The sequence below is a fragment of the Jonquetella anthropi DSM 22815 genome, from assembly GCF_000237805.1.
Lineage (GTDB): Bacteria > Synergistota > Synergistia > Synergistales > Dethiosulfovibrionaceae > Jonquetella > Jonquetella anthropi.
In genome coordinates this window covers 1039712-1065905 of record NZ_CM001376.1, presented here as the reverse complement: position 1 = coordinate 1065905, position 26194 = coordinate 1039712, and the positions used below count along the sequence as shown (strand labels likewise).

The following is a 26194-nucleotide window of genomic DNA, read 5'->3' as shown; positions in this document are numbered from 1 at the left end:
GCGGCCGCTCGAACATTTGACATGGTCGGGACGAGAGGATTCGAACCTCCGACCACCTGAACCCCATTCAGGTACGCTACCAGACTGCGCTACGTCCCGCAACAGTGAAGATTATACCAGCTGGCCCCGGTCAGTCAAGTGTCCGCAAGGTCTGACTTTATTCTAAATATTGTAGCGGCCTCGCTTGAATGGTTTTTTCAGCCGGGCTGACGATGAGAGGTCGGGGCAAAAGTGATAGTATAAAATCCTAACAGCTCAGATTGAGACCGGGCTGCTGAGAACCTTCCAAAAGGGGATGCAGACATGGAAGATATTCGCGTCGGCGAAGAAGGGGCATTTCAGGCCCGCCAGCCTGAGAGCAGTTTTGACGACTCTATCGAGCTGGACGGAGAACGGCTGGATTACACCTGCACGGTCGGCCAGCTGCCGCTGTACGGCGATCAGGATGATCAGCGGTGCGAGTGGTTCTACGCTGCCTATACGAAAAAGAACTTGAGCGAGTTGGAGCGGGCGTGTCGGCCAGTGACATTCGCGTTTAACGGCTGTCCCGGCACGTCGTCGATTTACCTTCACGTTGGCGGCTTGGCTCCCAAGGCGCTCTGCCAGTCGGATCACGGGCTTGACGTGCCCCGCCCGCCGTTTCGGCTGGAAGACAACCCGGGCACGATCCTTGACTTCACCGACCTCGTGTTCATCGACCCGCTGGGTACCGGTTTCAGCCGCGGGGCTGGCTGGGATAAAGACCTGCTCAAGCGGTACTGCGGCGTTGACGAGGACGCGGAAGCCTTTTCTGAGTTTATCCGCGTCTGGCTGACAAAACAGCGCCGCTGGGCCGATCCGGTCGTGGTCTTTGGCGAGAGTTACGGCGGCGTCAGAGGCGGCCGGCTGCTGACGAAGCTGCAGGACCGAGGCATCATGCCCGAGGCGTTTGTGGCCCTGTCGCCGGCGTTCTCATACGCCGAGCTGAACACTACCGCCCTGCTGGAGCGTCATTTAGTGCATACGCTGCCGGCAATGGCTGTCTGCGCGTGGTACCACAAAAAGCTCAGCAGCCGTCTTCAGGCCCTGACGGTCGATCAGCTGCGGGAAGAAGTGGGCAACTGGGCGAAAAGCGAGTACGTTCCGCTCCTGTGGAAGGGCGTCAACTGCTTGACAGAGAAAGAGCGGGCTGATTGCGCCGCCAAGCTGGCCGAATACACCGGGTTGACGGTTGCTCAGGTGGAGGACATGAACCTGAAGGTGCTCCACAGCCGATTCGCCGGCCTGCTCTTGGCCGACGAAGGGAAGGCCGTCAGCCTGTTCGACTCCCGGCTCACCGTGCCGGAGCACGGCTACAAGGGCGATACCGAGCCGAGCTCGTTTAGGGTGTCGTACCCGGCGCTGGCTGCTCTTCACGATTACTTCGGGGATCGGCTGCCCGCCGGTCCGGAGCGGGAGTACTACCTGTTCAACGACGCGTACGTCGCGCCGGCGTGGAACTTCTTCAGCGGGTACGAGACGAAACTGGAAGGCATTCCGACCCGAGCCGGCGGCTTCATCAGCTCGCTGGAACAGATCGCTTTGGCGATGAAGCGCTTCCCCGACATGGGGCTTTTCGTCGGGTGCGGGTACTTTGACATTCACTGTAGCATCGACACGACCCAGTACTGTCTGAACCACCTGCCGATCCCACGCGAGCTGATGGGCCAGATAACGCTTCGCCGCTACTGGGGCGGCCACATGCTCTATACCAACATGGACGCCCGGCTGGAGCTGCGGCGCGACCTGAAAGAGTTTTACAGCCGGACACTTGCCCGGTAACTGACAGATAAGACGAGGGCCCGACGCTCATTTGAGCGTCGGGCCCTCGTCTTGCTGTACTCAGTGGCCCGCAGAAGGTCCTAACAGTTCCTGAACGATTTGGACGAAAAACGCCGTCCCCAGCGGCAAAGCGTCTTCGTCGAAGACGAACTCGCCGTTATGGTACTTTGGCTGTGGCTTTTGGGCAGTCCAGACTCCCAGCCGGGCGAAGACCGACTTGGGTACCCTCTCGCCGTAAAAGGCGAAATCCTCGGAGCCCATGGACGGGTAGGGTAGAGTCTTGACCTTATCAGCACCCAACAGATTACAAGCGGCCCGACGGGCTGACGCGACCATCTCCGGATCGTTGACCAGCGGCGGAACGCCGTACCGGTACTCTGTCGTGTGGGTGCAGCCATACCCGGCGCAGATGTCGGCCAGCATGGTGTTCATTCGGCCTTCGACTTGACGCCGGACGGCTTCGCACTGCGTTCGGACGGTGCCGCTGAAAGAGACGGCCTGAGGAATTGCGTTCGGCGCCTTGCCGCCGTGAATTTCGCAGACCGAAAGAACCAAGGAATCGATGGCGTTGAACTGGCGGGTCACCAGCCCTTGAAGCGCGACGATACAGTTGGCCGCCGCCAGAAGCGGATCTCGGCCGGAAACGTGAGGATACGCGCCGTGACTGGCTTCTCCTGTGACTGTCACGATGAACGAGTCAGACGACGCCATCGCCGGGCCCTCGAGGAACGCCATCTCGCCGGTGTGGAAGTCCGACGTGCCGTGAAGCCCGATGATCGTGTCCACGTGAGGGTTCTCCAGAGCCCCGTGGTCGATAAGGTACCTGGAGCCCTGAAGGGTTTCCTCGGCGGGCTGGAACAGCAGCTTCACTGTGCCTGAAAACTGTCCTTCCGGCCCATCAGTAGCTTCGCCGCGCCGAGCAGCATCGCAGTATGGCAGTCGTGGCCGCAGGCGTGCATGACGCCGCTGATAGTCGACTTGTCCGGCACGTCGGCGGTCTCCTGAATGGGAAGGGCGTCCATGTCGGCTCGAAGGGCAATTGTCCCTCTCAGGGCCATTGCCGTTCCCGCGAATGAGTCCGACGGCTCCCACTTCAAGATCTAACGGCTGAGTTGGAATGCCCAGCTCACCGAGGCGGTGAAGGACAAATTCGGTTGTCAGGCGTTCCTTCATGCCCAGCTCCGGGTAGGAGTGAAGGCGCCGTTTGTCGGCGATGATTTCATCCTTAATCGAAAGCGCCGCTGAAAGAATTGGTGATGTCAACAAAACCCCTCCTTAGCGATTGACGCGGATAGCCGTCAGGCAAAAAAGCGCAAAAAAGCCGCCGGGACCAAGGTCGGCCTCGGCGGCGTCACTGCTAGTAGTGCAGGTTGCCTAGGTAGTTAATTTTTCCGTCGCACAGGTCCTCGGTCCCTTTCAGGTCCCGACGGGCCCCGTAAAGCTCATTAGGCAGGGCCAACGCGACGATGGGGTGATACGCCTGAATGACGTCCCAGAGTTTGGCAAACACTTCAAAGCGTTTTTCCTGCTCCAGAGTGGAGATTGATTCGTCGATGAACTTGTCGATTTCCGGGTTCTTCGTGAACGACTTGTTGGTGGTGCCGGCAGCTTTGGAGTAGAGCATGGTCTGCCAATAGAACGACGGGTCTCTGGTCGTCTGAGCGCCCCAGGTAATGATGTACATGTCGTGCTGGCCGGACTTGATCTTCTCCTCGAACACGGCGTTTTCAAACACCTGCACATTCACGTTGATGCCAACCTGAGCCAGCATGGACTGGATAACCGTTGCCAGGTCGATTCGCTCCTGAGCGTTGATCACCCACAGGTTCAGCTCCAACGGCAGTTTGACTCCCGATTCGGCCAGCAGCTCTTTGGCTTTCTGTTGGTCGAACGGCCATGGCTGGGCGTCCTTCGGGTACCACATATGAGCGGGAAGCAGCGGACCGGCTGGAACTTCCGAGTTGCCCTGATAGACCACCTGGTTCAGCACTCTCTTGTCCAGCGCGTAGTCGATGGCCTGACGGACCCGAGGATCGGACAGCTTGGGGCTCTGGGTGTTCAGCCCGAGGTGCATCAGCACCATGCTGGGGCCCTTGATGACGTGAACCTTGTCGCTCTGGTCGATTCGCTCCGCGTCGCTGCTGGGCACGGCGTAAATGAAGTCGGCCTTGCCGGTCTCCAGCGCGATGACACGGCTGCTCTCGTCGGGAAGAATGAGGAATTCGAGGTTCTTGAAGTTGGCCTTCTTGCCCCAGTAGTCGTCAAATCGGGTCAAGGTGAGCTTTTCGCCCTTGTTCCAGCTGACGAACTTGAACGGGCCGGTGCCGATCGGCCGGCGGGACACGTCGCTGCCGGCTTCTTCCACCGCCTTGCGGCAGAAAATGGAGGCGTAGGGGTGTTTCATGTGGGCTAAAAAGCTTCCCACAGGGCCATTGGTGCGAACGATGACCGTGTACTTGTCGATGATCTCAAACCCGTTCGGGTTGATGAACTTGCCGCTGGAGCCGGCGTAGACTGACTGGGTCGGGTCGGTGGCCCGCTTGAGGGAGAACACCACGTCGTCGGCGGTGAGCTCTTCACCGTTGTGGAACTTGACGCCCTTTCGGAGATAGAACTTGTAGGTGATGTCGTCGAGCCGTTCCCACTTTTCGGCCAGCACGGGAACGAGCTCGCGGGTCTTGCCGTCGACTGTGACAAGAGGCTCGAACACCTGCTTTATCAGGGAGAACGACGCCGTGTCGACCGAGTTCTGCGGGTCGAGGTTCTTGGCGTCCACGTTCACCCCCACGACCAATGTGTCCTTGGGATCAGCGGCGGCGGGCAGCGCGCAGGCGCACAGAGCGGCCGTCAGAGCGAGAACGAGAAAACTCTTTTTCACAGGAGTCACTCCTTTTGTGAGGCGAGTGGAATAGGTCTCGCAGGGCTAATAGTGCAGGTTGCCGAGGTAGTTGATTTTCCCGTCGTACAGGTCGTCGACGCCCTGAAGGTTTCTGTCAGAGCCGTACAGCTCATTGGGCAGTGCCAGCGGGATGATGGGGTGGTACTCGAGAATTCGGTTCCACAGCTGCTGAAGCAGCTCGTTTCTCTTGTCCATGTCAAGACAGGCCAACGCCGCGTCAATCAGCTCGTCGAGCTTGGGGTCGGACGTGAACGACTTGTTGGTTGTGCCGGCGGCCGTGGAGTAGAGCATGGTCTGCCAGTACATCGCTGGGTCGCGGGACGTCTGCATACCCCAAGTAATGATGTACATGTCGTGCTGGCCGGACTTGATCTTCTCCTCGAACACGGCGTTTTCAAACACCTGCACGTTCACGTTGATGCCAACCTGAGCCAGCATGGACTGGATAACCGTCGCCAAGTCGATTCGTTCCTGAGCGTTGACTACCCACAGGTTCAGCTCCAACGGCAGCTTGACGCCTGCTTCGGCTAGCAGCTCTTTGGCTTTCTGTTGGTCAAACGGCCAAGGCTTGGCGTCCTTGGGATACCACATGCTGACGGGAAGCAGTGGGCCGGCTGGAACTTCCGAGTTGCCCTGATAGACCACTTGGTTCAGCACGTTCTTGTCCAGCGCGTAGTCGATGGCCTGACGGACCCGAGGATCGGACAGCTTCGGACTCTTGGTGTTCAGCCCGAGGTGCATCAGCACCATGCTGGGCCCCTTGGTGACGTGAACCTTGTCGCTCTGGTCGATTCGCTCCGCGTCGCTACTGGGCACGGCGTAGATGAAGTCGGCCTTGCCGGTTTCTAGCGCGATGACCCGGCTGCTCTCGTCGGGAAGAATGAGGAACTCGAGGTTCTTGAAGTTGGCCTTCTTGCCCCAGTAGTCGTCAAATCGGGCCAAGGTGAGCTTTTCGCCCTTGTTCCAGCTGACGAACTTGAACGGGCCGGTGCCAATCGGGCGGCGGGACACGTCGCTGCCCGCTTCTTCTACCGCCTTGCGGCAGAAAATGGAGGCGTAGGGGTGCTTCATGTTGAACAGGAACCCGCCGACCGGGCCCTTCGTCCGAACGATGACCGTGTACTTGTCGATGATCTCAAACCCGTTCGGGTCGATAAAGCGGCCGCTGGATCCGGCGTAGACCGACTGGGTCGGGTCGGTGGCCCGCTTGAGGGAGAACACCACGTCGTCGGCGGTGAGCTCTTCGCCGTTGTGGAACTTGACGCCCTTGCGGAGGTAGAACTTGTAGGTGGCGTCGTCGAGCCGTTCCCACTTCTCGGCCAGCACGGGGACGAGCTCACGGGTCTTGCCGTCGACTGTGACAAGAGGCTCGAACACCTGCTTAATCAGGGAGAACGACGCCGTGTCGACCGAGTTCTGCGGGTCGAGGTTCTTAGCGTCCACGTTCACTCCTACCACCAGCGTGTCCTTTTCCTGTCCGAAGACCGGGAGAGACGCGCCAACCGCAAGGGCTGCCAGCGCAGCCAAAGTACAGAACAACAGCTTCCGTTTCATAACATCCCCACCTTTTAAATCAGTTTTTATGTTCTAGCCGATAACCGGCCAGAGGTCTTCCTGTTCCATCAGGGGAAGCACGGTTCCCACGTTTCTGGCCTCGGCCTCGCGGTAAATGAGGTCCCCTAAGGCCAAGTCGCTGATCGCCATACCCAAGTTAAGCGACAGCACTCGATCTGAAGGCGCGATCCGCGGCTGTTTTTTCCCGAGTACCAGCTCGCTCAGCTCGCCGTCCACTTCCGGCTTGCCGCCGAACGCGTCCGGCTCGGTCTCAAAACGGTTCAAGAACTGTTTGGCGTCGTCGGTGAAAATTCGCTCAACGCCGGCGACGGCGTCGGGAGCCAGCGGCTGCGCCAAGTTGATGGAAATGAAAAGCGATCCGGGGGCGATCCAGTCCAAGTGGATTCCGTGCCCGCCGGGGCCGACTGCTGCCACCACGTCGCAGTCCCTGACGGCCTCTTCCATCGTGGCCGGAACCAGCTTTACGCCGGGCAGCTTGGGCGCGATCTGACGGATAAACTCGTCCCGTTTCGACTCGGTGCGGTTGTAGACGCGGATTTCCTTCACGGTCGGCAGCTCTTGAGCCAGCATGAGGGCGTGGAACCTGCCCTGAAGGCCGGTCCCCAAAAGGCCCATCACCTTCGGCGCGCGGGGCGAGCAGAGTCGGGCGGTGAGAACGGAAACGGCTGTCGTCCTTGCCACGGTGATCCAGCGGCAGTCCATGACGGCAAGCGGCACGCCGCTGTCCGGATCGTTCATCACCTGCAGGCCGGTGAACTGGGGCAGATCCCGATCCCGCTCGTTCTCTGACGAGCGAGAAAGCCACTTGAGGCCGCATACGTCCAGGTCGGACGCGTAGGCCGGCATGGCGTGCATGTAGTCGTACTTGCGCCCCTCACGGGGGAAGATCGCCGGTTTCGGCGGCATCTGCACCAACTTTTTGCCGTGAGAAACGAGCATTCGTTCAAGGGCCGAAACGATTTGCGTTGACGTGAGATTTAGTGACAGGATGTCCTCTTGGGACAGAAAACGAATGCGGACAGACTTCACTCCTGAGCACCTCCATTTACAATAACCCCGGGGCTATATATGCCCCGGGTCTTTAGGTTTCTATTGTTATCTGTGGGAGATAATGTCAATCAGGGTGTGATCGGCGTCCTTCATGCCCTCACGGTTCAGCCGGGCGGCGTTGTCCGCTGTCTTGCGGAAGTCGGAAATGTCCACGACGCCTTGGGAGACGGCCATGCCGCCGCCGCTGAGGGCGATTTGAGCCGCGTAAAACGCCTCGGTCGCTCCGGTCCCCACCTTGAGGGCGCAGGACTCCTTGGCGCCGTCGCAGACCATGCCGATGATGTTCCCCAGCAGGAGTTCCATCGCCTTTTGGGCCTGCTGGTTCGTTCCGCCCATGATGTTGACGATACCGGCTGCCGCTCCAGCGCCGGCAGCGACTGCGCAGCCGCACACCGGACTCAGCCGTCCCATCCGGCTCTTGATGAAGCTGGTAGCCAGATGGCTGTAGGCAATGGCCCGGGCGATTTCGGATCGGCTTTTTCCGTAGTACTTGCCCACCACGTAGACCGGCAGAATGGCCGTGATGCCGTGGTTGCCGCTGCCCGCGCTGCTCATGACGGGGAGCGAAACCCCGGCCATGCGGGCGTCGGACGCGGCGGCCGAAATAGCCTTGACCTGCGCGGCCAGATCCTCGTCGTATCTGGCTCCTGCGGCGTTCTTCACAGCCCGTCCCAGCCCGAGGCCGACTTGGTTCTCAAAGCCGTAGTTGGAGATCTTCAGGTTCATCTCCACGCCGTTCATCACGTAGTCCTCGTCAGCAGGGGACAGCTGATCGGCCAGTGCCATCACGTCGTCAAAGTTCATGGTCGAAACCTGCGCGGCCACTGGGACGGAAGCTCCGGCGCCGGTAGCTGCGGCGGCTTCAAACGTGACTTTTCCGTTCTGTAGCGCCTTAACGATATTGCCGTGGCTGCCCTCGATAATCGCCTCACCGGTATCGGCCCCGCGGGTCGCGACGGCCTGGACGAACACGCCCGGCTTGCCGTTGGCCTTGAGCGACAGGTGGCCGGCGGCCATAAAGTCCTTGGCGGCTTTCAGGTCCTCCGGAGAGGCGTCCTTCAGGACTTCCAAGCCATAGGCGCTCTTGCCGCAGAACACGGCCAGCGCCGCGGCGATCTCGTTGCCCCGGAGCCCGTTCGTACCGGGAACCCCGACCGCGATGCCGTTTTTATAGATGCTGTCGCTGACGACCACATCCAGCTTCTCAGCCGTACCGGGCAGCTGCTCGCACGCTTTGGCGACTGCCAAGGCGACTGCTCCCGGTTCGGTGCATCCAAGGGCCGGTTTAACTTCCTGCTGCAGAAATTCTGTGATGGTGAACAAGTTCAACCCCTCCAAAAGTACCGGTACCGTACCGGCAGCTCAACAGCGACAACAGGAGCGGGTACACTCAACAACGGTCGAGTGCACGAGCTGCAGTCGGCTTTCAGGTGTCTGCGGCGCAATGACGCAGCCAGGGCCAAGAATGATTCCCTTGCCGTCATGCCGGGACGCTACCTCTCGAACTTCCGCGGTGACCTCTTCATCGGTCTTGCCCAGCCAGTTGCTGCCCCAGCTCAGGCCGCCGACGAACGTCTTGTCGCTGTAGGACCGCACCTCGTCCATCGACGGGCCGTCATCCCGGTCGTGCCAGCTCAGCCCCTGAACCGGGTAATCCTGAACTTCCTTCAGGCGAACCTTGGGGCCGTGCAGGTGCAGAACGTTAAACCACGTCTGGGACGCGGTAGCTTTCAGCAGCTCCTTGTCGTAGTACTTGACGAACGCCGTATGTTCCTCAGACGTCATCGCGTCCTCGCCGGAAAGCTGAGAAGCGAAGAAGAACCCGTCGGCGCCAAGCTCAACCGACGCTTTCATGAACTCGAGCGTCGTAGCGGTGACGATCTCCAGCGCCCGGTGAATCCGAGCCGGATCTTGGCGCAGGTGTTCCACAAGGACCTTCGGGCTGCACATCTTGGCCAGCGTCGTCATCGGGCTGAACACGGTCTGCAGGAACGGGATCCGCTCGTCCATCATCTCGAACAGCAGCTGCTGAGCCTCGAGCACGACAGCGTACTCGCCGGCGGTGCCGGGGACGAAGTGAATCTTGTCCCAGTCCTTAACGTCTTTAATGATCGGGGCGTGCAGAACCGGCGCTTCGGTGTAGCCGGGGAAGACATCCAGGTCGACGCCGAAGTCAATCGTCGAGTACATGCCGAACGGCATGAACTTGATGAAGTCCAGATCGTACTTCACCTGATTGGCCAAGCTCAGCTCGGCCAGGCGGCGGGGATGCCGGTCCCTGTTGGGGAAGTGCATCCACATGCTGTATGCAATCCGATCGGTTTCTTGGTGGGCCAAAGCCCGTTCAACGCGTTGCTTGTGAGTGAGAGACATGATGATCGTTTCCTCCTTTAAGTTGAGATGCTGTCAAGCAGAAAAACTACATGGGCGGAAACAGCGGCGCTCGATACGAGCCGTCGGTGTCCGCCGCCGTGTACTGAGGATAAATGTACTCGCAAAGCCTCTGGCAGGCCTTGCGCAGGTGCTCGTGGAGAATCAGGATCGCCTCTGCGGAGTTGCGCAGCCGGCAGCACTGCAGTATGGCCAAGTGGTCCTTAGTAGAATCTCCCTTATCGTGCATCAGGTGCAGGTACAGCCGGGTGTACCGCTCTGCGGCCACGTGCTGGGCGTCGATCAGGGCGACGAGCTTGGACCGCCCTGAAACGGCGTAAAGGGCCTGATGAAAATCCCACTTCGTCGACCCATCGACGGCAAGAAGCGACGGCTCAGCCGTGTCAGATCCCCGAATTGCCCGCTCGATCTTGTTGATCTGCTCGTCGGTGATAACGTCGATGGAGTACCGCATGGCCGCCGCCTCGAGAATAAAGCAGACCTCGAATGTTTCCCGAAGTTCCTGAATGGACAAGGATGCCACCTCGGCGCCCTTGAACGGCGAAAAAACAACGAGGTTTTCCCGGGAAAGCTGCATCAGCGCCTCTCGGATCGGGATTCGGCTCACGCCGAAATTCGACGCCAGAGCGTCCTGTCGGAGCTGCTGGCCCGGCTTGTACTCCCCCTTGAGAATGGCGTCTTTTATCTCGACGTAGACCCGTTCAGTAGCCGTCAGCCTCATGGTCTGCCGTTCGCTATCTGACTCGTGGGGGGTTGTTTTGGGCCCGCATTCATCTGTCGAAGGATTCGGCAGAGATTTCTGCATTGTTTGAGTTGGTGCGCTCATGTGATCGCCCTCCTGAGCTGATTTTATACAATCAAGCGAGAAAAGGCAAGAGACGAAGCAAATGGTTGCCGATCAATTCTGGGTTGTTGAGTTCGAGAAGGCGCCGCCTTGTTGGGTAAGACGATAAAATGCAGCTGCATTCGAGCGAATCGAGAATCTTATGGCAGACCTTGAGCCTCGATGTCAAGGTGCGCGCGAGTGAACCATTCGGATAGGCGAAAACAGGGCGGCAAATATGTATAAAATTTGACGTCTTTTGTGGCCAATTTATGAAAGTTCTTGAAAGCAGGGGCGCTCGTCCATGGACTTCGGCTTGATAGGGTGGAAAAAGTCGAAGGACAAGCTGAGAAAGACCAAAGACCAAAGACCAAAGACCAAAGACCACTAAAGGCGAAAGGCGAAAGGCGAAAGGCGAAAGGCGAAAGGCGAAAGGCGAAAGGCGAAAGGCGAAAGGCGAAAGGCGAAAGGCGTTTCTCCTGTTGAAGGGGCGTTGGACTTTAAAAGAAGATCTGTCACCAGCCAAACAGCAGGGGCCGGCCGGCGTAGCTTGGCGCAGAAAATGAGACGGTCTCTCCAAAAGCAGTTTTTTCGCCGTATCGGTCAGCGGTGGACCGACGGCGGAGGGAAAACTGGTGAAAATTTTATTCGTCGAAAGAATATGTGGTGGTTCTTTTTTTTTCAGACAGCTAAAAAGTCAGAAAAAGCATTTAATAAATAAAGAGCTGAGGCGGAAAATTTTCTCTTGTTTTATACAATTAACCTCAAATAAAGACGAACAAAAAATATGACGACGAAAAAACAGGATGAAACGGCCTGGCCACTCGTCGATTTATAAAAAGAATATATGTTATTTATTATTTGAAATTTATTCTAGGCTTGAGAAGTTCGCTGGACTTGTAGTGTTTGCTGAAATAATTTCTGTAGAGGCGGGAAAAACACCCTAAAACAAGGATTAATTTTTGTCGCTTTACCATGTCATGTGAGCATTGAAAATTGTATAAAGTCTGTTATACTGTGTTCAAGCGGCAAAAACGACTTAACCTGTGATACGTGAGTTGTGGCAGCTTAAAGCGCAGTTTTTCACAGGGCCGCGCTAATACTCGAGGGGAGAGAAATTTACGATGAACAGAAAACTGGCTATCTTGGCTGTCGGAGCCCTATTAGGACTGTCGTCCGTCGCTTTTGCCGGCGGACGGGGAGAGACGCTTCGCGTTGGCGTGGCGATCGACGCGAAGAACTTTGACCCTCAGAACTCGGTCGACACGTTTTCCTTCTCCATGCAGAAACAGATTTATGAGCCATTAGTCACGGTTGACGGCAAGACCCGCAAGCTGGTTCCAGTGCTGGCTGAAAGCTGGGAAATGCTCGACGACGTGACCTACAAGTTCCACCTTCGCAAAGGCGTTAAGTTCCACAACGGCGAAGAGCTCACCGCCGACGACGTGGTGTTCTCCCTCAAGCGGGTGACCGATCCGGCTCAGTCGGTGTTTGCCAAGTCGAAGGGGATTTACATCGACCCGAACGGATTCGAGATCATCGACAAGTACACGGTCATTGTGCGAACCAACGGCGTGGTCGGCGGGTTCCTCGGCTCGATGAAGCACCCCTACGCCTCCATAATGAACCGCAAGGCCGTCGAAGAGGCCGGCAAGGAATATTTCCGTCATCCAGTTGGCACCGGCCCGTATAAGTTCGTCAGCTGGACGAAGGGCGAAAAAGTAGAGCTTGAGGCCTTTAAGGACTACTGGGGAGAGAAGCCCTACGCGGAGAAGATGACGTTCGTTGTGCTGCCGGATGACAGCAGCCGGGTCATCGCGCTGGAGACCAACAAGGTTGACATGATTTACGCAGTGCCGTCGGGCGACTTCAATCGGCTGAGCGAAAGCAGCGACGTCAAGGTCGTCAAGGCGCCTGGTCTGGTTCTCCTTCACCTGGGCATGAACACGCAGAACCCCAAGCTGTCTGACCCGCGGGTGCGCTTGGCGATTGAGTACGCCATCAACAAGGACGCCTATAACCAAGTGGTCTATAACGGCAACGCGGTGACACCGAAGGGGCCGCTTCCGACCGCCTGCTCGTGGTTCCCTGAAGACGCTAAGCCGTGGCCCTTCGATCCGGAAAAAGCGAAAAAGCTGCTGGCCGAGGCTGGGGTCAAGCTGCCTTTGGAGCTGAATCTGTGGGTTATCAACGCTCAGGACCGTATTGACGGGGCGACGGTTATCCAGTCCATGCTGGCTCAGGTTGGCATCAACGTGAACGTTCAGGTGTTCGAGAACGCCGTGTTCGACGACAAGCTCAAGGAAGGCAAGCACGACATGTATCTGGGCACGTGGGGCATGCAGACGAACCGGGACGCGGGCATCTACTGGCAGTCGCTGTTCACGATTCCGGCCATTGGTTCGACCAACAAGACGTTCCTGAAGGACGAACTGGTTGACGGGTACATCAAGGAAGCCACTCAGACGGCGAACGAAGACAAGCGTTCCGAGCTGTTCCAGAAGATCTGGGATCGGCTGAACGAGCTGCATCCGTTCGTGTATCTGTCTCACGCTGACGAGCTGAACGGCGGCCAGAAGGACATCATCGGGCTCGAAGACCTGTACGACGGAAAGGTCAACTACTTGGGCAACGTCCACTATCCCGAGCAGGAGCGGCTGAAGTAACGGCGTCAAAAGTTTTTCCAACGCAGCACGGCACGTCTATAAAGAACTGCCGGAGGGGAGCAGTAAGATGGTCAAATACATTGTTCGTCGTATTTTGCTGTTGATACCTATCGTTTTGAGTGTCATGTTTATCCTGTTCACCATTCTGTACTTTACGCCGGGCGATCCGGCGCGGATTGCGCTGGGCGAAGAAGTCACCCCAGACGCCATCGCTGCCTTCCGAGCGGAGCATGGTCTGGATAAGCCGTTTTTCGTCCAGTTTGGCAACTACGTTTACCGGGCCGTGTTCAAAGGCGATCTGGGGTACTCCTACGCCATGCAGAGCCCTGTTTCCATGGAAATCGGCCATCGCGTTCCGGTGACGATGAAGCTGGCGTTCTGGGCCGTCGTGTTCAGCACCGTGGTGGGCATTCCGCTGGGGATTATCTGCGCTATCCGGCAGTACTCGATTCTGGACAGCATCACGACGCTGATTACGCTGTTAGGCGTTTCGATGCCCACGTTCTGGACCGGGCTGTTGATGATTTTGGCCTTCTCGGTCCATCTGGGGTGGTTCCCGTCCATGGGATTCGACTCGGTGAGCGCCATGGTTCTTCCGGTGTTCACTTTGTCCGGTTCCTCCTTGGCGCTTATCGCCCGAATGACCCGTTCCAGCATGCTGGAAGTCATTCGGTCCGACTACGTGCGCACCGCGCGGGCCAAAGGCCAGACGGAGCGGAAGGTCATTTACCGGCACGCCCTGCCCAACGCGCTGATCCCGATCATGACGATCGTCAGCATGCAGTTCGGAACCCTTTTGGGCGGGTCGATCGTTACCGAAGCGGTGTTCTCCATTTCTGGAATCGGGCGGTTGATGATCGAGGCGATCAAGATGCGGGATTACCCGATTATTCAGGGCGGCGTCCTGTTTATCTCCATTGCTTTCTGTCTTATCAACCTGTTCGTCGACGTGATGTACGCGTTCGTGGATCCCAGAATCCACGTGAAATAGAGGGGGCTCCGCGTAATGTCAAAGAACAACTCAATGCTCAAATACACTCTCATCCGGCTCCGGCGGAACTACTTGGCGCTGGTGGGGCTGTTCATCGTCGTGCTGCTTATCCTGACGGCCGTGTTCGCCGACCAAGTGGCGCCGTACCGGTACGACGAGCAGGATTACATGATGATCCGCAAGCCGCCTTCTGCGACGCACCTGCTGGGGACTGACGAGTTCGGGCGCGACGTGCTGAGTCGCCTAGTGTACGGTTCCAGAGTTTCCCTTCAGGTGGGGCTGATCGCCGTTTCGATTTCCCTGATCGCCGGCGGCACAATCGGCGCGGTCGCCGGATACTTTGGCGGCGCGTTGGACAACTTGCTCATGCGTTTCATGGACGTCCAGCTGGCCATACCAACCATACTTTTGGCCATCGTCATATCGGCCGTTCTAGGGCCAGGATTGATGAACTTGATGGTGGCCGTCGGCATCACGTCGATTCCTCGGTTCGCCCGTCTGATGCGGGCGTCGGTCTTGTCGGTGAAGGACATGGAGTTCATCGAAGCCGCGAAGGCGATGGGCGCGAGCCACGCGCGGATTATCCTCGTTTATATTCTGCCCAACTGTGCGGCCCCTCTCATCGTTCAGTCCACGCTGAGCGTGGCGAACGCGATTCTTTTCGCGGCCACCCTGAGCTTCTTGGGCTTAGGCATTCAGCCGCCGTTCCCCGAGTGGGGCGGCATGCTTTCGGCCGCTCGGCCGTACCTAAGGAACAGCGCTTACCTGAGCGTTTTCCCCGGGCTGGCTATCATGATAACGATTCTGGCGCTCAACTTCCTTGGCGACGGCCTGAGAGACGCGCTTGATCCCAAGCAGAAGCGGTAGGCCGGCCATGAGCGATATTCTTCTTGATATCAAGAATCTGTCGGTGCAGTTCAACACCGACTCGGGGGTCGTGCACGCTGTCAACGGACTGAACCTTCGGCTTGAGCGCGGAAAAGCGCTCGGCTTCGTCGGCGAGACCGGAGCCGGCAAGACGACGACGGCCCTGTCGATATTGCAGCTCATTCAGACGCCTCCCGGAAAAATAACCGAAGGCGAGATTCTCTTCCGCGGCAGCGACGTTCGGAAGATGACAGAAGCGGAAAAGCGTCACATGCGCGGCGGCGAAATCGCCATGATCTTCCAAGACCCAATGACCTCGCTCAACCCGATCATGACGGTGGAGCAGCAGATCATGGAGATGGTCGTCCTTCACTCGGATCTGAAGGGCGCCAAGGCGCTGGAGCGGGCTCACGAGATGCTGGAGATGGTGGGCATTCGGCCCGAGCGCGGCAAGGACTTCCCTCACCAGTTCTCCGGCGGCATGCGCCAGCGCGTTGGCATCGCTATCGCCTTGGCCTGCCGGCCCAGCCTGCTCATCGCCGACGAGCCGACGACGGCTCTTGACGTGACGATTCAGGCTCAGGTGTTGGATCTTATCAACGAGCTTCAAAAGAAGGTGCAGACGTCCCTGCTGCTGATAACCCACGACCTTGGGATCGTGGCGGAGACCTGCGATGACGTGGCGATCATGTACGCCGGCGCGGTGGTGGAGTACGGCCCGATTCAGGCGCTGTACGGACACCCGCTTCACCCGTACACTCAGGGGCTGTTCGACGCCGTCCCGGATCTGGAAAGCCCGCTCGGCGGAAAACTGGCCGTGATCCCCGGGATGCCGCCGGATCCGACGAACCTGCCGACCGGCTGCAGCTTCTCGCCGCGGTGTCCCTATGCCACTGACCAGTGCCATAAAGCGGCCTGCGGCATCAGAGAAATTGAACCGGGACATTTTGTAAACTGCTACACGCCGCTTGGCCTGAACGCTGGGGGGAGGAGCCGGGCATGACCGAGAACGCCGTGCAGAACAACGATATCCTGCTCGATATCAAGCACCTGAAAAAGTACTTCCAAGTGGGCGGCGGACAACTTCACGCCGTTGATGACGTGTCGGTCAAGATTCCCCGCGGCCGGACGCTGGGGCTCGTCGGCGAGTCGGGCTGCGGCAAGTCGACGTTCGGCCGGGTCGTCATCGGCCTGATTCCAGCGAGCGGCGGCGAGGTGATCTTCGAGGGCAAGAACAGCTTGGAATTTAAGGGCGACCGGCGGAGTCAGTTCCGCCAGGAGGCTCAGATCGTCTTTCAGGATCCGTTTTCTTCGCTGAACCCCCGCATGTCAGTCTCGCAGCTGATTTCTGAACCGCTGATCATCAACAAGACGTGCCATTCCCGCAAGGAAATGGACGCCAAGGTCAAGGAGCTGATGGACACGGTCGGGTTGGCCGAACGGCTGACTACGTCGTTCCCTCACGAGCTTGACGGCGGCCGCCGCCAGAGAATCGGCATCGCCCGGGCCTTGGCGCTGGATCCCAAGTTCATCGTGCTGGACGAGCCGGTTTCGGCTCTCGACGTGTGTATCCAAGCCCAGGTGCTCAACCTGCTGGGCGACCTGAAAAAGGAGCGGGGCTACACCTATCTGTTCATTTCCCACAACCTGAGCGTCGTCCGTTACGTGTCCGACTCGGTGGCGGTGATGTATCTGGGCGTCGTGGTTGAGCAGGCTGACAACACCGTGCTGTTCGGCGAGCCGATTCACCCGTACACCCAGGCGCTTCTGTCCGCCGTGCCGATTGCTCGTTTGGGCGCGAAGCGTCATCGGATTCTGCTTGAAGGAGATGTGCCCAGCCCGATCAACCCGCCGGCTGGCTGCCGGTTTGCCGGCCGCTGCCGGTACCGTCAGGATCGGTGTCTGACCGAGACGCCGCAGCTTGAAGAGATCCGTCCGGGGCATTTGGTCGCCTGCCTGCGGTCCAGGGAACTGCTGGGCCATCAGGCTAACTAGGTAAGGACGAGATGGAAAAGGAGCGGATGCGCTGGTTCGTCGGCATCCCTGTGCTGACCAACCCGCTGATTCTCCGGGACGTCCTTGTTCTGACCGCTCTCGCATGGGCGGGCACTGTTGCTGCTATCGTCGCTTTTCAGTGGTTTTTCGGCGGCTCCGTTCGGCCTGAACATTTTCTCGGAGCCGCCATTTACGCCTCGTATCTGGCCGTCATGATCGTCGGGCTTTTCGTCCTGATCGGGATCGCTTTTATCGGAAAGTTCGGCGCTCTCTACAAGCTGGACGAGGACGGCCTGTACGTTGAGCAGTTCCGTGGGACTTTGGAGCGGACAGGAACTGGCAGCGGCATCGGCTACCCGGTTCGCTTGGTTGGCCAAACCCACAAAAGTTCCGTCCGAGTGATCGGATGGGAGAAAATCGCCGGGTGCCGTCTTCTCGAGAACAGAAACGTGGTTCTTCTGCTGGGAAGCCGAGGCATTTTGACGAAGCTGTATTGTCCTGACAGGGAGACAGCCCAGGCTGCTGCCAAGGTCATCGGTTCTCGGACCAAAACGGAAGCATAGGAGGATCTTCCCGGCCGCGCCGCCGAACGCTTTTCAGGGAAGCAGGCGGTCTTATGAGTTGAGAGGAGGAATTCGATCGTGAGAAAGTTTTTGCTGTGCGCTGCTCTTGCGGGCTGTCTGATGGCGAGTCCCCTGGCGGCAAAGAACATGGAGCACTTTAGTTTGGGCGTAGCGGACGATGTGAAGACCCTCGATCCTATGATGGCCTCCGACACCATGTCATTCTCGGTGGCGCTACATATGTTTGAACCGCTGGTGAACGTCGACGGCCGCACCAAGCAGCTCGTGCCGGTCCTGGCCGAAAAATGGGAAATGCTCGACGACCACACGTACAAGTTCTACCTGAGACACGGCGTCAAGTTCCACAACGGCGAAGAGATGAAGGCCAGCGACGTGATCTTCTCGGTCAAGCGGTTCGCACAGGAGTCGATATTCAAGGGCTCAACGGGAAAGTTCATCGACCCGGACGGCTGCGAAATAGTCGACGATTACACCGTGCTGATTCGGACGAAGGGCCCGGTGGGCGGATTCTTGGAGAACATGAAGTTGCCCGCCTTCACCATCTGCAGCGAAAAGGCCGTCAATGAGCTGGGCAAAGAGTACTTCCGCAACCCGGTAGGCACCGGCCCGTTCAAGTTCGTCAGCTGGAGCAAAGGCGACAAGCTGGAACTTGAGGCGTTCGACGACTACTGGGGCGAAAAGCCGGCGTTCAAAAAACTCTCCATCGCCGTCCTTCCTGACGACAGCAGCCGAGTCATCGCCTTAGAGACCGGCAAGGTGGACATGATTTACATGGTTCCGGCCAGCGACATGGACCGGATTAACGCCGACGGCAAGGCGAAAGTTGTCGAAGCGCCCGGCCTGAACCTGACCTACATGGGCATGAACACCCAGAGCCCCAAGCTGTCCGACCCGCGGGTCCGTCAGGCCATCGAATACGCCATCGACAAGAACGTCTACAACGCTGTGGTTTATCAGGGCCATGCGGCTGTCCCCGCCGGTCCGCTTGTCCCGGCGAGCACCTTCACGCCCAAGACGGCGGTTGACTGGTCGTTCAACTTGGAGAAGGCCAAAAAGCTCATGGCCGAAGTCGGCGACGCGGCTCCCAAGAAGCTGACCCTGTGGGTCTCCAACATGCAGGAGCGCATCGACGGCGCGACGGTCATCCAGTCCATGCTGGCTCAGATTGGCATCCAGCTTGACATTCAGGTTTTTGAGTCCAGCGTGTTCTACGACAACCTGAAGAGCGGCAAGCAGGAGCTGTTTATTTCCCGCTGGGGAATGCAGACCAACCGGGACTCCGGCAAATACTGGAACGGGCTCTTTAACAGCGACGCGATCGGCAACACGAACGACACGAGGACGAACAATCCTGAAATCGACAAGCTGATCAACGAGAGCATTCACACCATCGACGCTGACGCCCGCAACGCCATGTTTGAAGAGCTGTGGGTGAAGCTGAACGATTATCAGTCCATAGTTCCGCTGGCCGTGGCCAACGAGCTGTACGGCGGACGGGTTGACCTCGTGGGCATGGAGAACTTCTGCGACGGTCGTCTGAACTACTTGGGCCGTCTCACTCTGGCAGACTAAAATTCGTCAAGGGCACCTTCAGTCGGCTTGCGGCCGCGGAAGGGGCCCTTGCCGTATCTGGGCAAGACATGCGGCGAACTTGCGCAACGGGCCGAAAAGCCCAAAATCGTTAACGCGGAGGAGGAGATGCGGGTGAAAAAGGTAATGGTGGCTCTGGCCTTGGCAGCCGCCTTGGCGGCATCGGGGAACGCGGCGGAGATGAAGCACTTCCGTTTGGGCGTTTTAAGCGAGGCGTTCACGCTTGACCCGACTCAGGCGACGGACACCTATTCGTTCGGCGCCGCGCGGCAGATTTTCGAGCCGCTAGTCAACGTGGACGGCCACACGAAAAAGATTTATCCCGTGCTGGCCGAGAAATGGGAAATGCCCGATGACCACACCTACAAGTTCTACCTGAGACACGGCGTCAAGTTCCACAACGGCGACGAGATGAAAGCCAGCGATGTGGTCTTCTCGCTGAAGCGGTTCGCCACCGAGTCCGTGTTCGCCTCGTCGGTGGGGAAGTTTATTGATCCTGAGGGTTTTGAGGCGCCGGACGACTACACCGTGATCGTCCGCACCAAAGGCCCGGTTGGCGGCTTCTTGGAGAACATGAAGTTGCCGGCCATGGCGATCATGAGCGAGCGGGCCGTCAAAGAGGGCGGCAAGGAGTACTTCCGTCACCCGGTAGGGACAGGCCCGTTCAAGTTCGTCAGCTGGACCAAAGGCGAGCGTATTGAAATGGAAGCCTTCAAGGACTACTGGGGCCAAAAGCCGGCGTTCGAGAAGTTCTCCATCATCACCCTGCCGGACGCGTCAACCCGCGTGATCGCCCTTGAGACCGGCAAGGTTGACATGATCTATCAGATCCCCAACAACGAGGTCGACCGGCTCAACGAGACCGGCAAGGCGAAGGTCGTACAGGCCCCTGGACTGAGCTTGACGTACCTCGGCATGAACAACGACTCGCCCAAGCTGTCGGATCCGCGGGTGCGGCAGGCCATCGATCTGGCCATCAACAAGGACGCCTATCAGCAGGTAGTCTTCCAAGGCATGGCGGTTACGCCCGCCGGGCCGCTGATTCCTGCCAGCACCTTTACGCCAAAGAACAGCGCTCCGGCGCCGTTTGATCCTGAGAAGGCCAAGCAGCTGCTGGCCGAAGCGGGCGTCAAGAACTTGACCCTGTCGCTGTGGACTACCAACAGCGAAGCGCGGGTCAACGGCGCCACGGTCATTCAGTCCATGCTGGCGCAGGTTGGCATCAGGGTGGAGATTCAAGTCTTTGAAGGCGGCGTGTTCTACGACCGAATCAAGAGAAACGACCACGAACTGTTCCTCGCGTCTTGGGGCATGCAGACTAACCGGGACGCCGGCAAGTTCTGGAACGGCCTCTTTAACTCCAAGGCTATCGGCTCGTCGAACAACTGTCGGTTCTCCGACAAGGAAATCGACGAGATGATCGACGCCAGCTATGCGACGCTCGATCAGGAAAAACGGTTCGAGATCTTCCAGAAAATCTGGGAACGGCTTCTGGAGCTCAAACCGATGATCGCCCTCTCCGTCTCTGACGAACTGTATGCCGGCCGCAAAGATCTGGTCGGCATGGAAGACCTGTGCGACGGCCAGATTAACTACCTCGGCAATCTGACGCTGAAGTAGCGGCTGGACAGGCGATGAAAACGAAAAGCCCGAAACTTCCTTATGCGGAAGTTTCGGGCTTTTTTCTTTTTGATGGGCTGAATTAACGTTTCCCAAACAGCTCGACGATGCGGCACAGGACCTTCACGGCCCCTTCCATCGACTGAATGACCGCGTACTCGTATTTGCCGTGGGCGTTGTAGCCGCCGGTGAACAGGTTGGGCGTGGGCAGGCCGCGGAGCGACAGCTGGCTGCCGTCGGTGCCGCCGCGGACCGGGATCACTTGAGGCGTGATCCCGCAGTCTTTCATGGCCTGCAGGGCCGTGTCGACGATTTCGGGCTTTTCTCGCAGGACGTCGGCCATGTTGGCGTACTGGTCGGACACGGAGACTGTGACGACCTCGCGCCCAAACCGCTCATTCATCTGGCGGGCGACCAGCTCGGCGAAGGCCTTGCGGCTCTCGAACTTCTGCCGGTCGTGGTCGCGGATGATGTAGTGAAGCTCGGCTTCTTCCACGCCGCCGGTCATCTCGCACAGGTGGTAGAACCCCTCGCGGTCCTCGGTGTGGGACGGCGTTTCCGCGGGCGGGAACGCGTCGATGAGCTCAGCGGCCAGCAGGTTGGCGTTGACCATCTTGTTCTTGGAAGAGCCCGGGTGAACGGCCAGACCCTGAATGTGGTAGTCGGCGCGGGCGGCGTTGAACGTCTCCCAGTTGAACGTGTCGCTGCCGGTACCGTCCACGGTGTAGGCGAACTGGGCGCCGAAGTCCTTCAGGTCGAGCAGTGACGCGCCGTGCCCGATCTCCTCGTCAGGGCAGAAGCAGACCGCCACGTCGCCCCGGGAGATTTCCGGGTGGTCCTTCAGGTACTCGACGGCGGTCATGATTTCCGCGATGCCCGCCTTGTCGTCGGCGCCCAACAGCGTTGTGCCGTCGGTGACAATCAGGTCGCTGCCGATGTGGTCTTTCAGCGACGGGAACGCGTCGGGCGAGAGGACGGTCGTCCCTCCCTTGTCCAGAACGATCGGCGTGCCGTCGTAGTTCTCTACGATCCGCGGGTTGACCGTATCGTCGGTCACTTCAAGGGCCGTATCGATGTGGGCGATCAGGCCGATGCATGGGGCGGTCGGGTTGTTCCCCGGCAGCTTGGCAGTCACGTAGGCATGTTCGGTGACCTTGACGTCTGACAGGCCCAAGTCCCGGAGCTCCTGTCCGAGCATTTTGGCTAAAACGTGCTGGGTCGGCGTCGACGGGACGGTTTTCGACGTGTCGTCCGACTGCGTCGGGGTCGTGATGTACCGGATAAACCGTTGAACCAGTTTTGAATCATTCATGGCTCTCACTCCTCCAAAAGATAGGCCATCAGAAGGCCGCAGGTGGCTTTTAAGGCGTCGATGTGGGTGCGCTCGTAGTGGTGCGACGCGTCAACGCCGGGGCCCATGGCGGCAAAGTTGAAGTCGAAGCCGGCCAGCGCGCCCATGGAGGCGTCGGAACCGTAGCGGTACGGCGTGTCCACCCGGTAGGGTATGCCTTCGGCCTGCGCCAGCTTCTGGAGACGGTGCCGGAAGTCAACCGGGTATGGCGTGCGGCTGTCCTTGGCGAGAATGCTCACGGCCCGCTCCGACGAGTTGTTGCCCTCGGCGACGATGGCGATGTCAACGGCGAGACACTCGGTGACCCCGTCGGGAATGACGGAAACGCCGTGGCCAATTTCCTCGTAGTTGGACGCGTACCAGTGTACCGGACGGCTCGGGAGCAGGGAAGCGTCCTTCAGGGCCTTGATGGCGCCAAAGCAGCAGGCCAGACAGATTTTGTCGTCCAAGTAGCGGGACTTGACGAAACCGGCAGGCGTACGGCGGAATCGGGTCTCAAACGAGACGATGTCGCCCACTTCTATGCCCAGACGGCGGACGTCCTCGGCGGTCTGCACGGGCTCGTCGAGCCTGACGTGCACGTGGTCGTCGTCTCTGACCATGGTCGTCACTTCTTCGGCGAAGGCGTGCCGCGACGCTTTGTCGGGCATGAGCGAGCCTTCAACCGTTTTCCCGTCAGCGGTGTGAACGAGCAGGTTTTCCGCTTCGACGCAGTTCCACGAGAAGCCGCCGACGGTCAGAAGGCGAAGCGTCCCGTTCGGCTCAATTCGGCGGACTACCGCGCCCAGCGTGTCCACGTGGGCCGAAACGATACGGCCGCCGTTCTGAGTCCGGCCGGGTTGAGAGGCGATCAGGGCGCCTTTATTGGTCTCCTTGGGCTTCAGCCCAAGGGCGGTGAACTCGTCGCGAACTCTGTTCATGGCCCGACGGCAGTCGCCGCCGACGGATGGAATCTCGATCAGTTCTTTCCCTAGGCCCAGCACGTACTCCATATCAACGGTTGGTTTCAAGTCGTTCAAACTCCTTTCAGGAAGGTCTATTCCTAAGCGAGGAAAACAACGCCTGTGCGCGCCAGCGAAAGCTGGCGCGCACAGAGAAGATGGTTAGTTGCAGGGCTTTACTAAATGGCAGGCGACGAAGTGATTAGGAGCGACCTCTTTCAGCTCAGGCGTCTGAGCCGTGCAGATGTCCTTCCGGAATCGGCACCGGCCGGCAAACCGGCAGCCCGCCGGCGGGTTCACCGGGCTCGGAACGTCACCTTCCAACAGGATTCGCTCCCGCTTCACTCCAACTTTCGGAATTGGAATGGCCGACAGCAGCGCTTGGGTGTACGGGTGCAGCGGGTTCTTGAAGATTTCTTTGTCCCCGGTGAGCTCCACCATGGACCCCAGGTACATGACCGCTATCCGGTCGCTCAGGTGTTTAACCACGCTCAGGTCGTGGGAGATGAAGACGTACGTGTACCCGTTGTCGCGCTGTAGCTGGCACAGCAGGTTCAGTACCTGCGCCTGTATGCATACGTCCAGCGCCGATACCGGTTCGTCAAGGACGATGAAGTCCGGGTTGAGCGCTAAGCTCCGCGCGATGCCGATTCTCTGCCGGCGGCCTCCATCCAGTTCGTGCGGGTAGGTGCCGATCAAACGGCGGGCAAGCCCGACGGTGTCCATGAGCTCCAAGATCCTGTCGTTCATGGCTTTTTTGCTGCTGTACACTTTGTTGACGATGAGCGGTTCAGCGATGAGGTCGGCGACGCTGAGCCGCGGGTTGAGGCACGAGTACGGGTCTTGGAAGACGATCTGGACTTTCTTCCGCATTTCTTTCATTTCTGATTTGCTGAACTTGAGGATGTCGCGGCCGTCGAATTTGACTTCTCCGGACGTGGCGTCCAGCAGCCGGATCATGGTGCGCCCGAGGGTGCTTTTGCCGCAGCCCGATTCGCCAACGAGGCCGAGCGTTTCGCCCCGTTCGATGCTGAAGCTGACGTCGTCTACGGCGTGAAGCAGGCCTCGTTTGGTCTTGAAGTACTTTTTCAGGTGGTTGACTTCCACCATGGGGGTATGGGGAGCGGCTGCTGGTTCTTTCATGATTTCCGTCATGGCCGTCACTCTCCCTTCACGCCTGCTGTGGGATTGAGAATCGGGCAGGCGGCGTAGTGGCCCGGAGCGACTTCTACCATCTGAGGCTCAATTTTGGTGCATTGGTCGACGGCGTAGGGGCACCGGGGGTGGAACGGGCAGCCGGGCGGAAGGTCAGTCGGGTCGGGCATGAGTCCGTGAATGACTTTGAGTTCGTCCTGGTCTTCGTCCAAGTCGGGGATGGAGTTGAAGAGCCCTTCGGTGTACGGGTGCCGCGGCTTGGTGTAGAGCGAGAGGGTGTCCGAGTACTCGACGACCCGGCCAGCGTACATGATGGCGACTTTGTCGCACATTTCTGCCACGATGCCGAGGTCGTGGGTGATGAGGATGACCGACGTGTTGAACTTGACCCGCAGCTGTTTCATCAGTTCCAGCACCTGAGCCTGAATGGTGACGTCCAAGGCGGTGGTGGGTTCGTCGGCGATAAGCAGCGCCGGGTTGCACGCCAAGGCGATGGCGATGACGACCCGCTGTTTCATTCCGCCGGAGAACTGGTGCGGGTAGTCGCCGCAGCGTTCGCGGCGGATTCCCACCAGTTCCAGCATGTCGCCGGCTTTCTCGAGCGCCTCTTTTTTGCTCAAGTTCTGATGCAGTTCGATCATTTCGGCGATCTGCTCGGCGACGGGAATAACCGGGTTGAGGCTGGTCATCGGGTCCTGGAAGATCATGGCGATTTTGTCGCCGCGGATCTCGCGCATCTGGTGCTCGCTCTTTTTCAGCAGGTCTTCGCCGTCAAAGTAGATCTCTCCGGACTGGATCTTGGACGGCGGCGTGGGAAGCAGGCGCATGATGCCGAGGGCGGTGGTCGTTTTGCCCGCGCCGGTCTCGCCGACGAATCCCAGAGTCTCGCCGTGGCCGAGCTGCAGGTTCAGCCCCTCGACGGCGTGGACGTCGCCGGACTCGGTGATGTAGTGAATGGTCAGGTCCCGAATGTCGAGAAGCGGGGTGGCGTCTTTCTTTGCAGTCAGATCTGTCATGACTTCCGCCTCCTTACCGCTTCAGCTTCGGGTCGAGCGCGTCGCGCAGACCGTCGCCTAAAAAGTTCAGTGCCATGATCGTAATCATGATGGCCAAGCCGGGGAACAGGGTCATGTAGGGGTAGTTGCGGATATAGCTCCGTCCGCCGGAGAGCATGGCGCCCCACTCGGGCGTGGGCGGCTGAATGCCCAGACCGATGAAGCTCAGGCCGGCAGCGTTCAAAATCGCGCTGGCGACGCCCAGCGTGGACTGGACGATGATCGGAGCCATACTGTTGGGGATGATGTGCTTCATGATGATTCGCCAGTCCGAGCTGCCGACGGCTCGCGCCGCCTCGACGAACTCCTGACCCTGCAGGGTCAGAACGGAACCTCGGACGATACGCGCGTAGCTCGGGACGGCCGAAATGCCGACCGCGATCATTAAGTTGTAAAGGCCGGGCCCGAGCGACGCCGCAATGGCGATGGCCAAAAGGGTTCCCGGGATAGCCAAAAGCACGTCCATGGCTCTCATGATCACGTTGTCAAGCCTGCCGCCGTAGTAGCCGGCAATCGCGCCCAGCAGGCCGCCGCAGACCAGAGAAATGCCAACGGCGATCAAGCCCACTTGAAGGGAAATGCGGGCGCCGAAAATGATTCGGCTCAGGATATCCCGGCCGAACTCATCGGTGCCGAACCAGTGAGCAGACGAAGGGAACATGAACCGGTTCGCCAAGTTCATATCTGCCTGACCGTACGGGGCGATCTGAGTGGCAAAAATAGCCGCAAAGATGAGGACAGCCACGACCAGCAGCCCGAAGACTGCCAGCGGGGAGCGGCTGAGGCGGTAGAGGACGCCGGCAATGCCCTGTTGGGGCGGGACCTTCTTCTTGTTTGCCAT

Annotated in this window: 20 protein-coding genes, 1 tRNA gene and 1 pseudogene; 9 read left to right on the top strand and 13 right to left on the bottom strand. The window is 59.0% G+C overall.

Annotation, left to right across the window (positions count from 1 at the left end; genetic code table 11):
* Positions 1-22: 22 nt before the first annotated feature.
* A tRNA-Pro gene (locus tag JONANDRAFT_RS04880) sits at positions 23-99 on the bottom strand.
* A gap of 204 nt (positions 100-303) precedes the next feature.
* On the opposite strand from JONANDRAFT_RS04880, the gene JONANDRAFT_RS04875 reads away from it, so the two are divergent.
* Entirely contained in the window at positions 304-1800 is a 1497-nt protein-coding gene (locus JONANDRAFT_RS04875; protein WP_008521425.1) for a S10 family serine carboxypeptidase-like protein, read from the top strand.
* 60 nt (positions 1801-1860) lie between these two features.
* Here JONANDRAFT_RS04875 and JONANDRAFT_RS04870 read toward each other — a convergent pair.
* From JONANDRAFT_RS04870 to JONANDRAFT_RS04840, 7 genes and pseudogenes are all read right to left on the bottom strand, one after another.
* Positions 1861-2822, bottom strand: a pseudogene (locus JONANDRAFT_RS04870) (M20 metallopeptidase family protein).
* 335 nt (positions 2823-3157) lie between these two features.
* Positions 3158-4678 carry an ABC transporter substrate-binding protein gene (locus JONANDRAFT_RS04865; protein WP_008523013.1) on the bottom strand — a complete coding sequence of 507 codons (1521 nt, stop codon included), beginning with the start codon at positions 4676-4678 and terminating at the stop codon, positions 3158-3160.
* Between the two features lie 45 nt (positions 4679-4723).
* The gene (locus JONANDRAFT_RS04860) at positions 4724-6253 is read right to left on the bottom strand and encodes an ABC transporter substrate-binding protein (RefSeq protein ID WP_008521423.1); all 1530 of its coding nucleotides are present in this window, start codon (positions 6251-6253) and stop codon (positions 4724-4726) included.
* A gap of 33 nt (positions 6254-6286) precedes the next feature.
* The gene (locus JONANDRAFT_RS04855) at positions 6287-7303 is read right to left on the bottom strand and encodes an ornithine cyclodeaminase family protein (protein WP_008521421.1); all 1017 of its coding nucleotides are present in this window, start codon (positions 7301-7303) and stop codon (positions 6287-6289) included.
* A gap of 66 nt (positions 7304-7369) precedes the next feature.
* The gene (locus tag JONANDRAFT_RS04850) at positions 7370-8647 is read right to left on the bottom strand and encodes an L-cysteine desulfidase family protein (protein WP_008523012.1); all 1278 of its coding nucleotides are present in this window, start codon (positions 8645-8647) and stop codon (positions 7370-7372) included.
* A 39-nt stretch (positions 8648-8686) separates the two neighbouring features.
* Entirely contained in the window at positions 8687-9697 is a 1011-nt protein-coding gene (locus JONANDRAFT_RS04845; protein ID WP_008521418.1) for a uroporphyrinogen decarboxylase family protein, read from the bottom strand.
* 46 nt (positions 9698-9743) lie between these two features.
* A complete protein-coding gene (locus JONANDRAFT_RS04840; RefSeq protein WP_008521416.1) occupies positions 9744-10436 on the bottom strand; it encodes a GntR family transcriptional regulator in 693 nt (230 codons plus the stop codon).
* 1226 nt (positions 10437-11662) lie between these two features.
* Here JONANDRAFT_RS04840 and JONANDRAFT_RS04835 point away from each other — a divergent pair.
* From JONANDRAFT_RS04835 to JONANDRAFT_RS04800, 8 genes are all read left to right on the top strand, one after another.
* Positions 11663-13204: an ABC transporter substrate-binding protein gene (locus JONANDRAFT_RS04835; protein ID WP_008523009.1), complete on the top strand. Its 1542-nt coding sequence runs from the start codon at positions 11663-11665 to the stop codon at positions 13202-13204.
* Positions 13205-13271: 67 nt separating this feature from the next.
* Positions 13272-14195 carry an ABC transporter permease gene (locus JONANDRAFT_RS04830; RefSeq protein ID WP_008521409.1) on the top strand — a complete coding sequence of 308 codons (924 nt, stop codon included), beginning with the start codon at positions 13272-13274 and terminating at the stop codon, positions 14193-14195.
* A 15-nt stretch (positions 14196-14210) separates the two neighbouring features.
* Positions 14211-15062: an ABC transporter permease gene (locus JONANDRAFT_RS04825; protein WP_008521407.1), complete on the top strand. Its 852-nt coding sequence runs from the start codon at positions 14211-14213 to the stop codon at positions 15060-15062.
* A gap of 7 nt (positions 15063-15069) precedes the next feature.
* Positions 15070-16065 (top strand): ABC transporter ATP-binding protein, encoded by a 996-nt coding sequence (locus JONANDRAFT_RS04820; protein ID WP_008521405.1) that lies wholly within the window; start codon positions 15070-15072, stop codon positions 16063-16065.
* On the top strand, positions 16062-17057 hold the full coding sequence (locus tag JONANDRAFT_RS04815) for an ABC transporter ATP-binding protein (RefSeq protein WP_008521404.1): 996 nt from the start codon (positions 16062-16064) through the stop codon (positions 17055-17057). Before JONANDRAFT_RS04820 ends, JONANDRAFT_RS04815 begins: the two co-directional genes overlap by 4 nt.
* Before the next feature lie 11 nt (positions 17058-17068).
* Positions 17069-17620: a hypothetical protein gene (locus JONANDRAFT_RS04810; protein ID WP_008523006.1), complete on the top strand. Its 552-nt coding sequence runs from the start codon at positions 17069-17071 to the stop codon at positions 17618-17620.
* Between the two features lie 120 nt (positions 17621-17740).
* Complete coding sequence (locus JONANDRAFT_RS04805; RefSeq protein WP_081465270.1) at positions 17741-19213, top strand: ABC transporter substrate-binding protein; 1473 nt, start codon at positions 17741-17743, stop codon at positions 19211-19213.
* 126 nt (positions 19214-19339) lie between these two features.
* A complete protein-coding gene (locus JONANDRAFT_RS04800) occupies positions 19340-20851 on the top strand; it encodes an ABC transporter substrate-binding protein (RefSeq protein ID WP_008523003.1) in 1512 nt (503 codons plus the stop codon).
* Positions 20852-20933: 82 nt separating this feature from the next.
* Here JONANDRAFT_RS04800 and pepT read toward each other — a convergent pair whose 3' ends face one another.
* From pepT to JONANDRAFT_RS04775, 5 genes are all read right to left on the bottom strand, one after another.
* Positions 20934-22163: a peptidase T gene (gene pepT, locus JONANDRAFT_RS04795; RefSeq protein ID WP_008523000.1), complete on the bottom strand. Its 1230-nt coding sequence runs from the start codon at positions 22161-22163 to the stop codon at positions 20934-20936.
* 5 nt (positions 22164-22168) lie between these two features.
* The gene (locus tag JONANDRAFT_RS04790; protein WP_008522999.1) at positions 22169-23212 is read right to left on the bottom strand and encodes a M42 family metallopeptidase; all 1044 of its coding nucleotides are present in this window, start codon (positions 23210-23212) and stop codon (positions 22169-22171) included.
* 93 nt (positions 23213-23305) lie between these two features.
* On the bottom strand, positions 23306-24298 hold the full coding sequence (locus JONANDRAFT_RS04785; RefSeq protein ID WP_008521398.1) for an ABC transporter ATP-binding protein: 993 nt from the start codon (positions 24296-24298) through the stop codon (positions 23306-23308).
* A gap of 5 nt (positions 24299-24303) precedes the next feature.
* On the bottom strand, positions 24304-25314 hold the full coding sequence (locus JONANDRAFT_RS04780) for an ABC transporter ATP-binding protein (RefSeq protein ID WP_008522998.1): 1011 nt from the start codon (positions 25312-25314) through the stop codon (positions 24304-24306).
* 13 nt (positions 25315-25327) lie between these two features.
* Entirely contained in the window at positions 25328-26194 is an 867-nt protein-coding gene (locus tag JONANDRAFT_RS04775) for an ABC transporter permease (RefSeq protein ID WP_008521397.1), read from the bottom strand.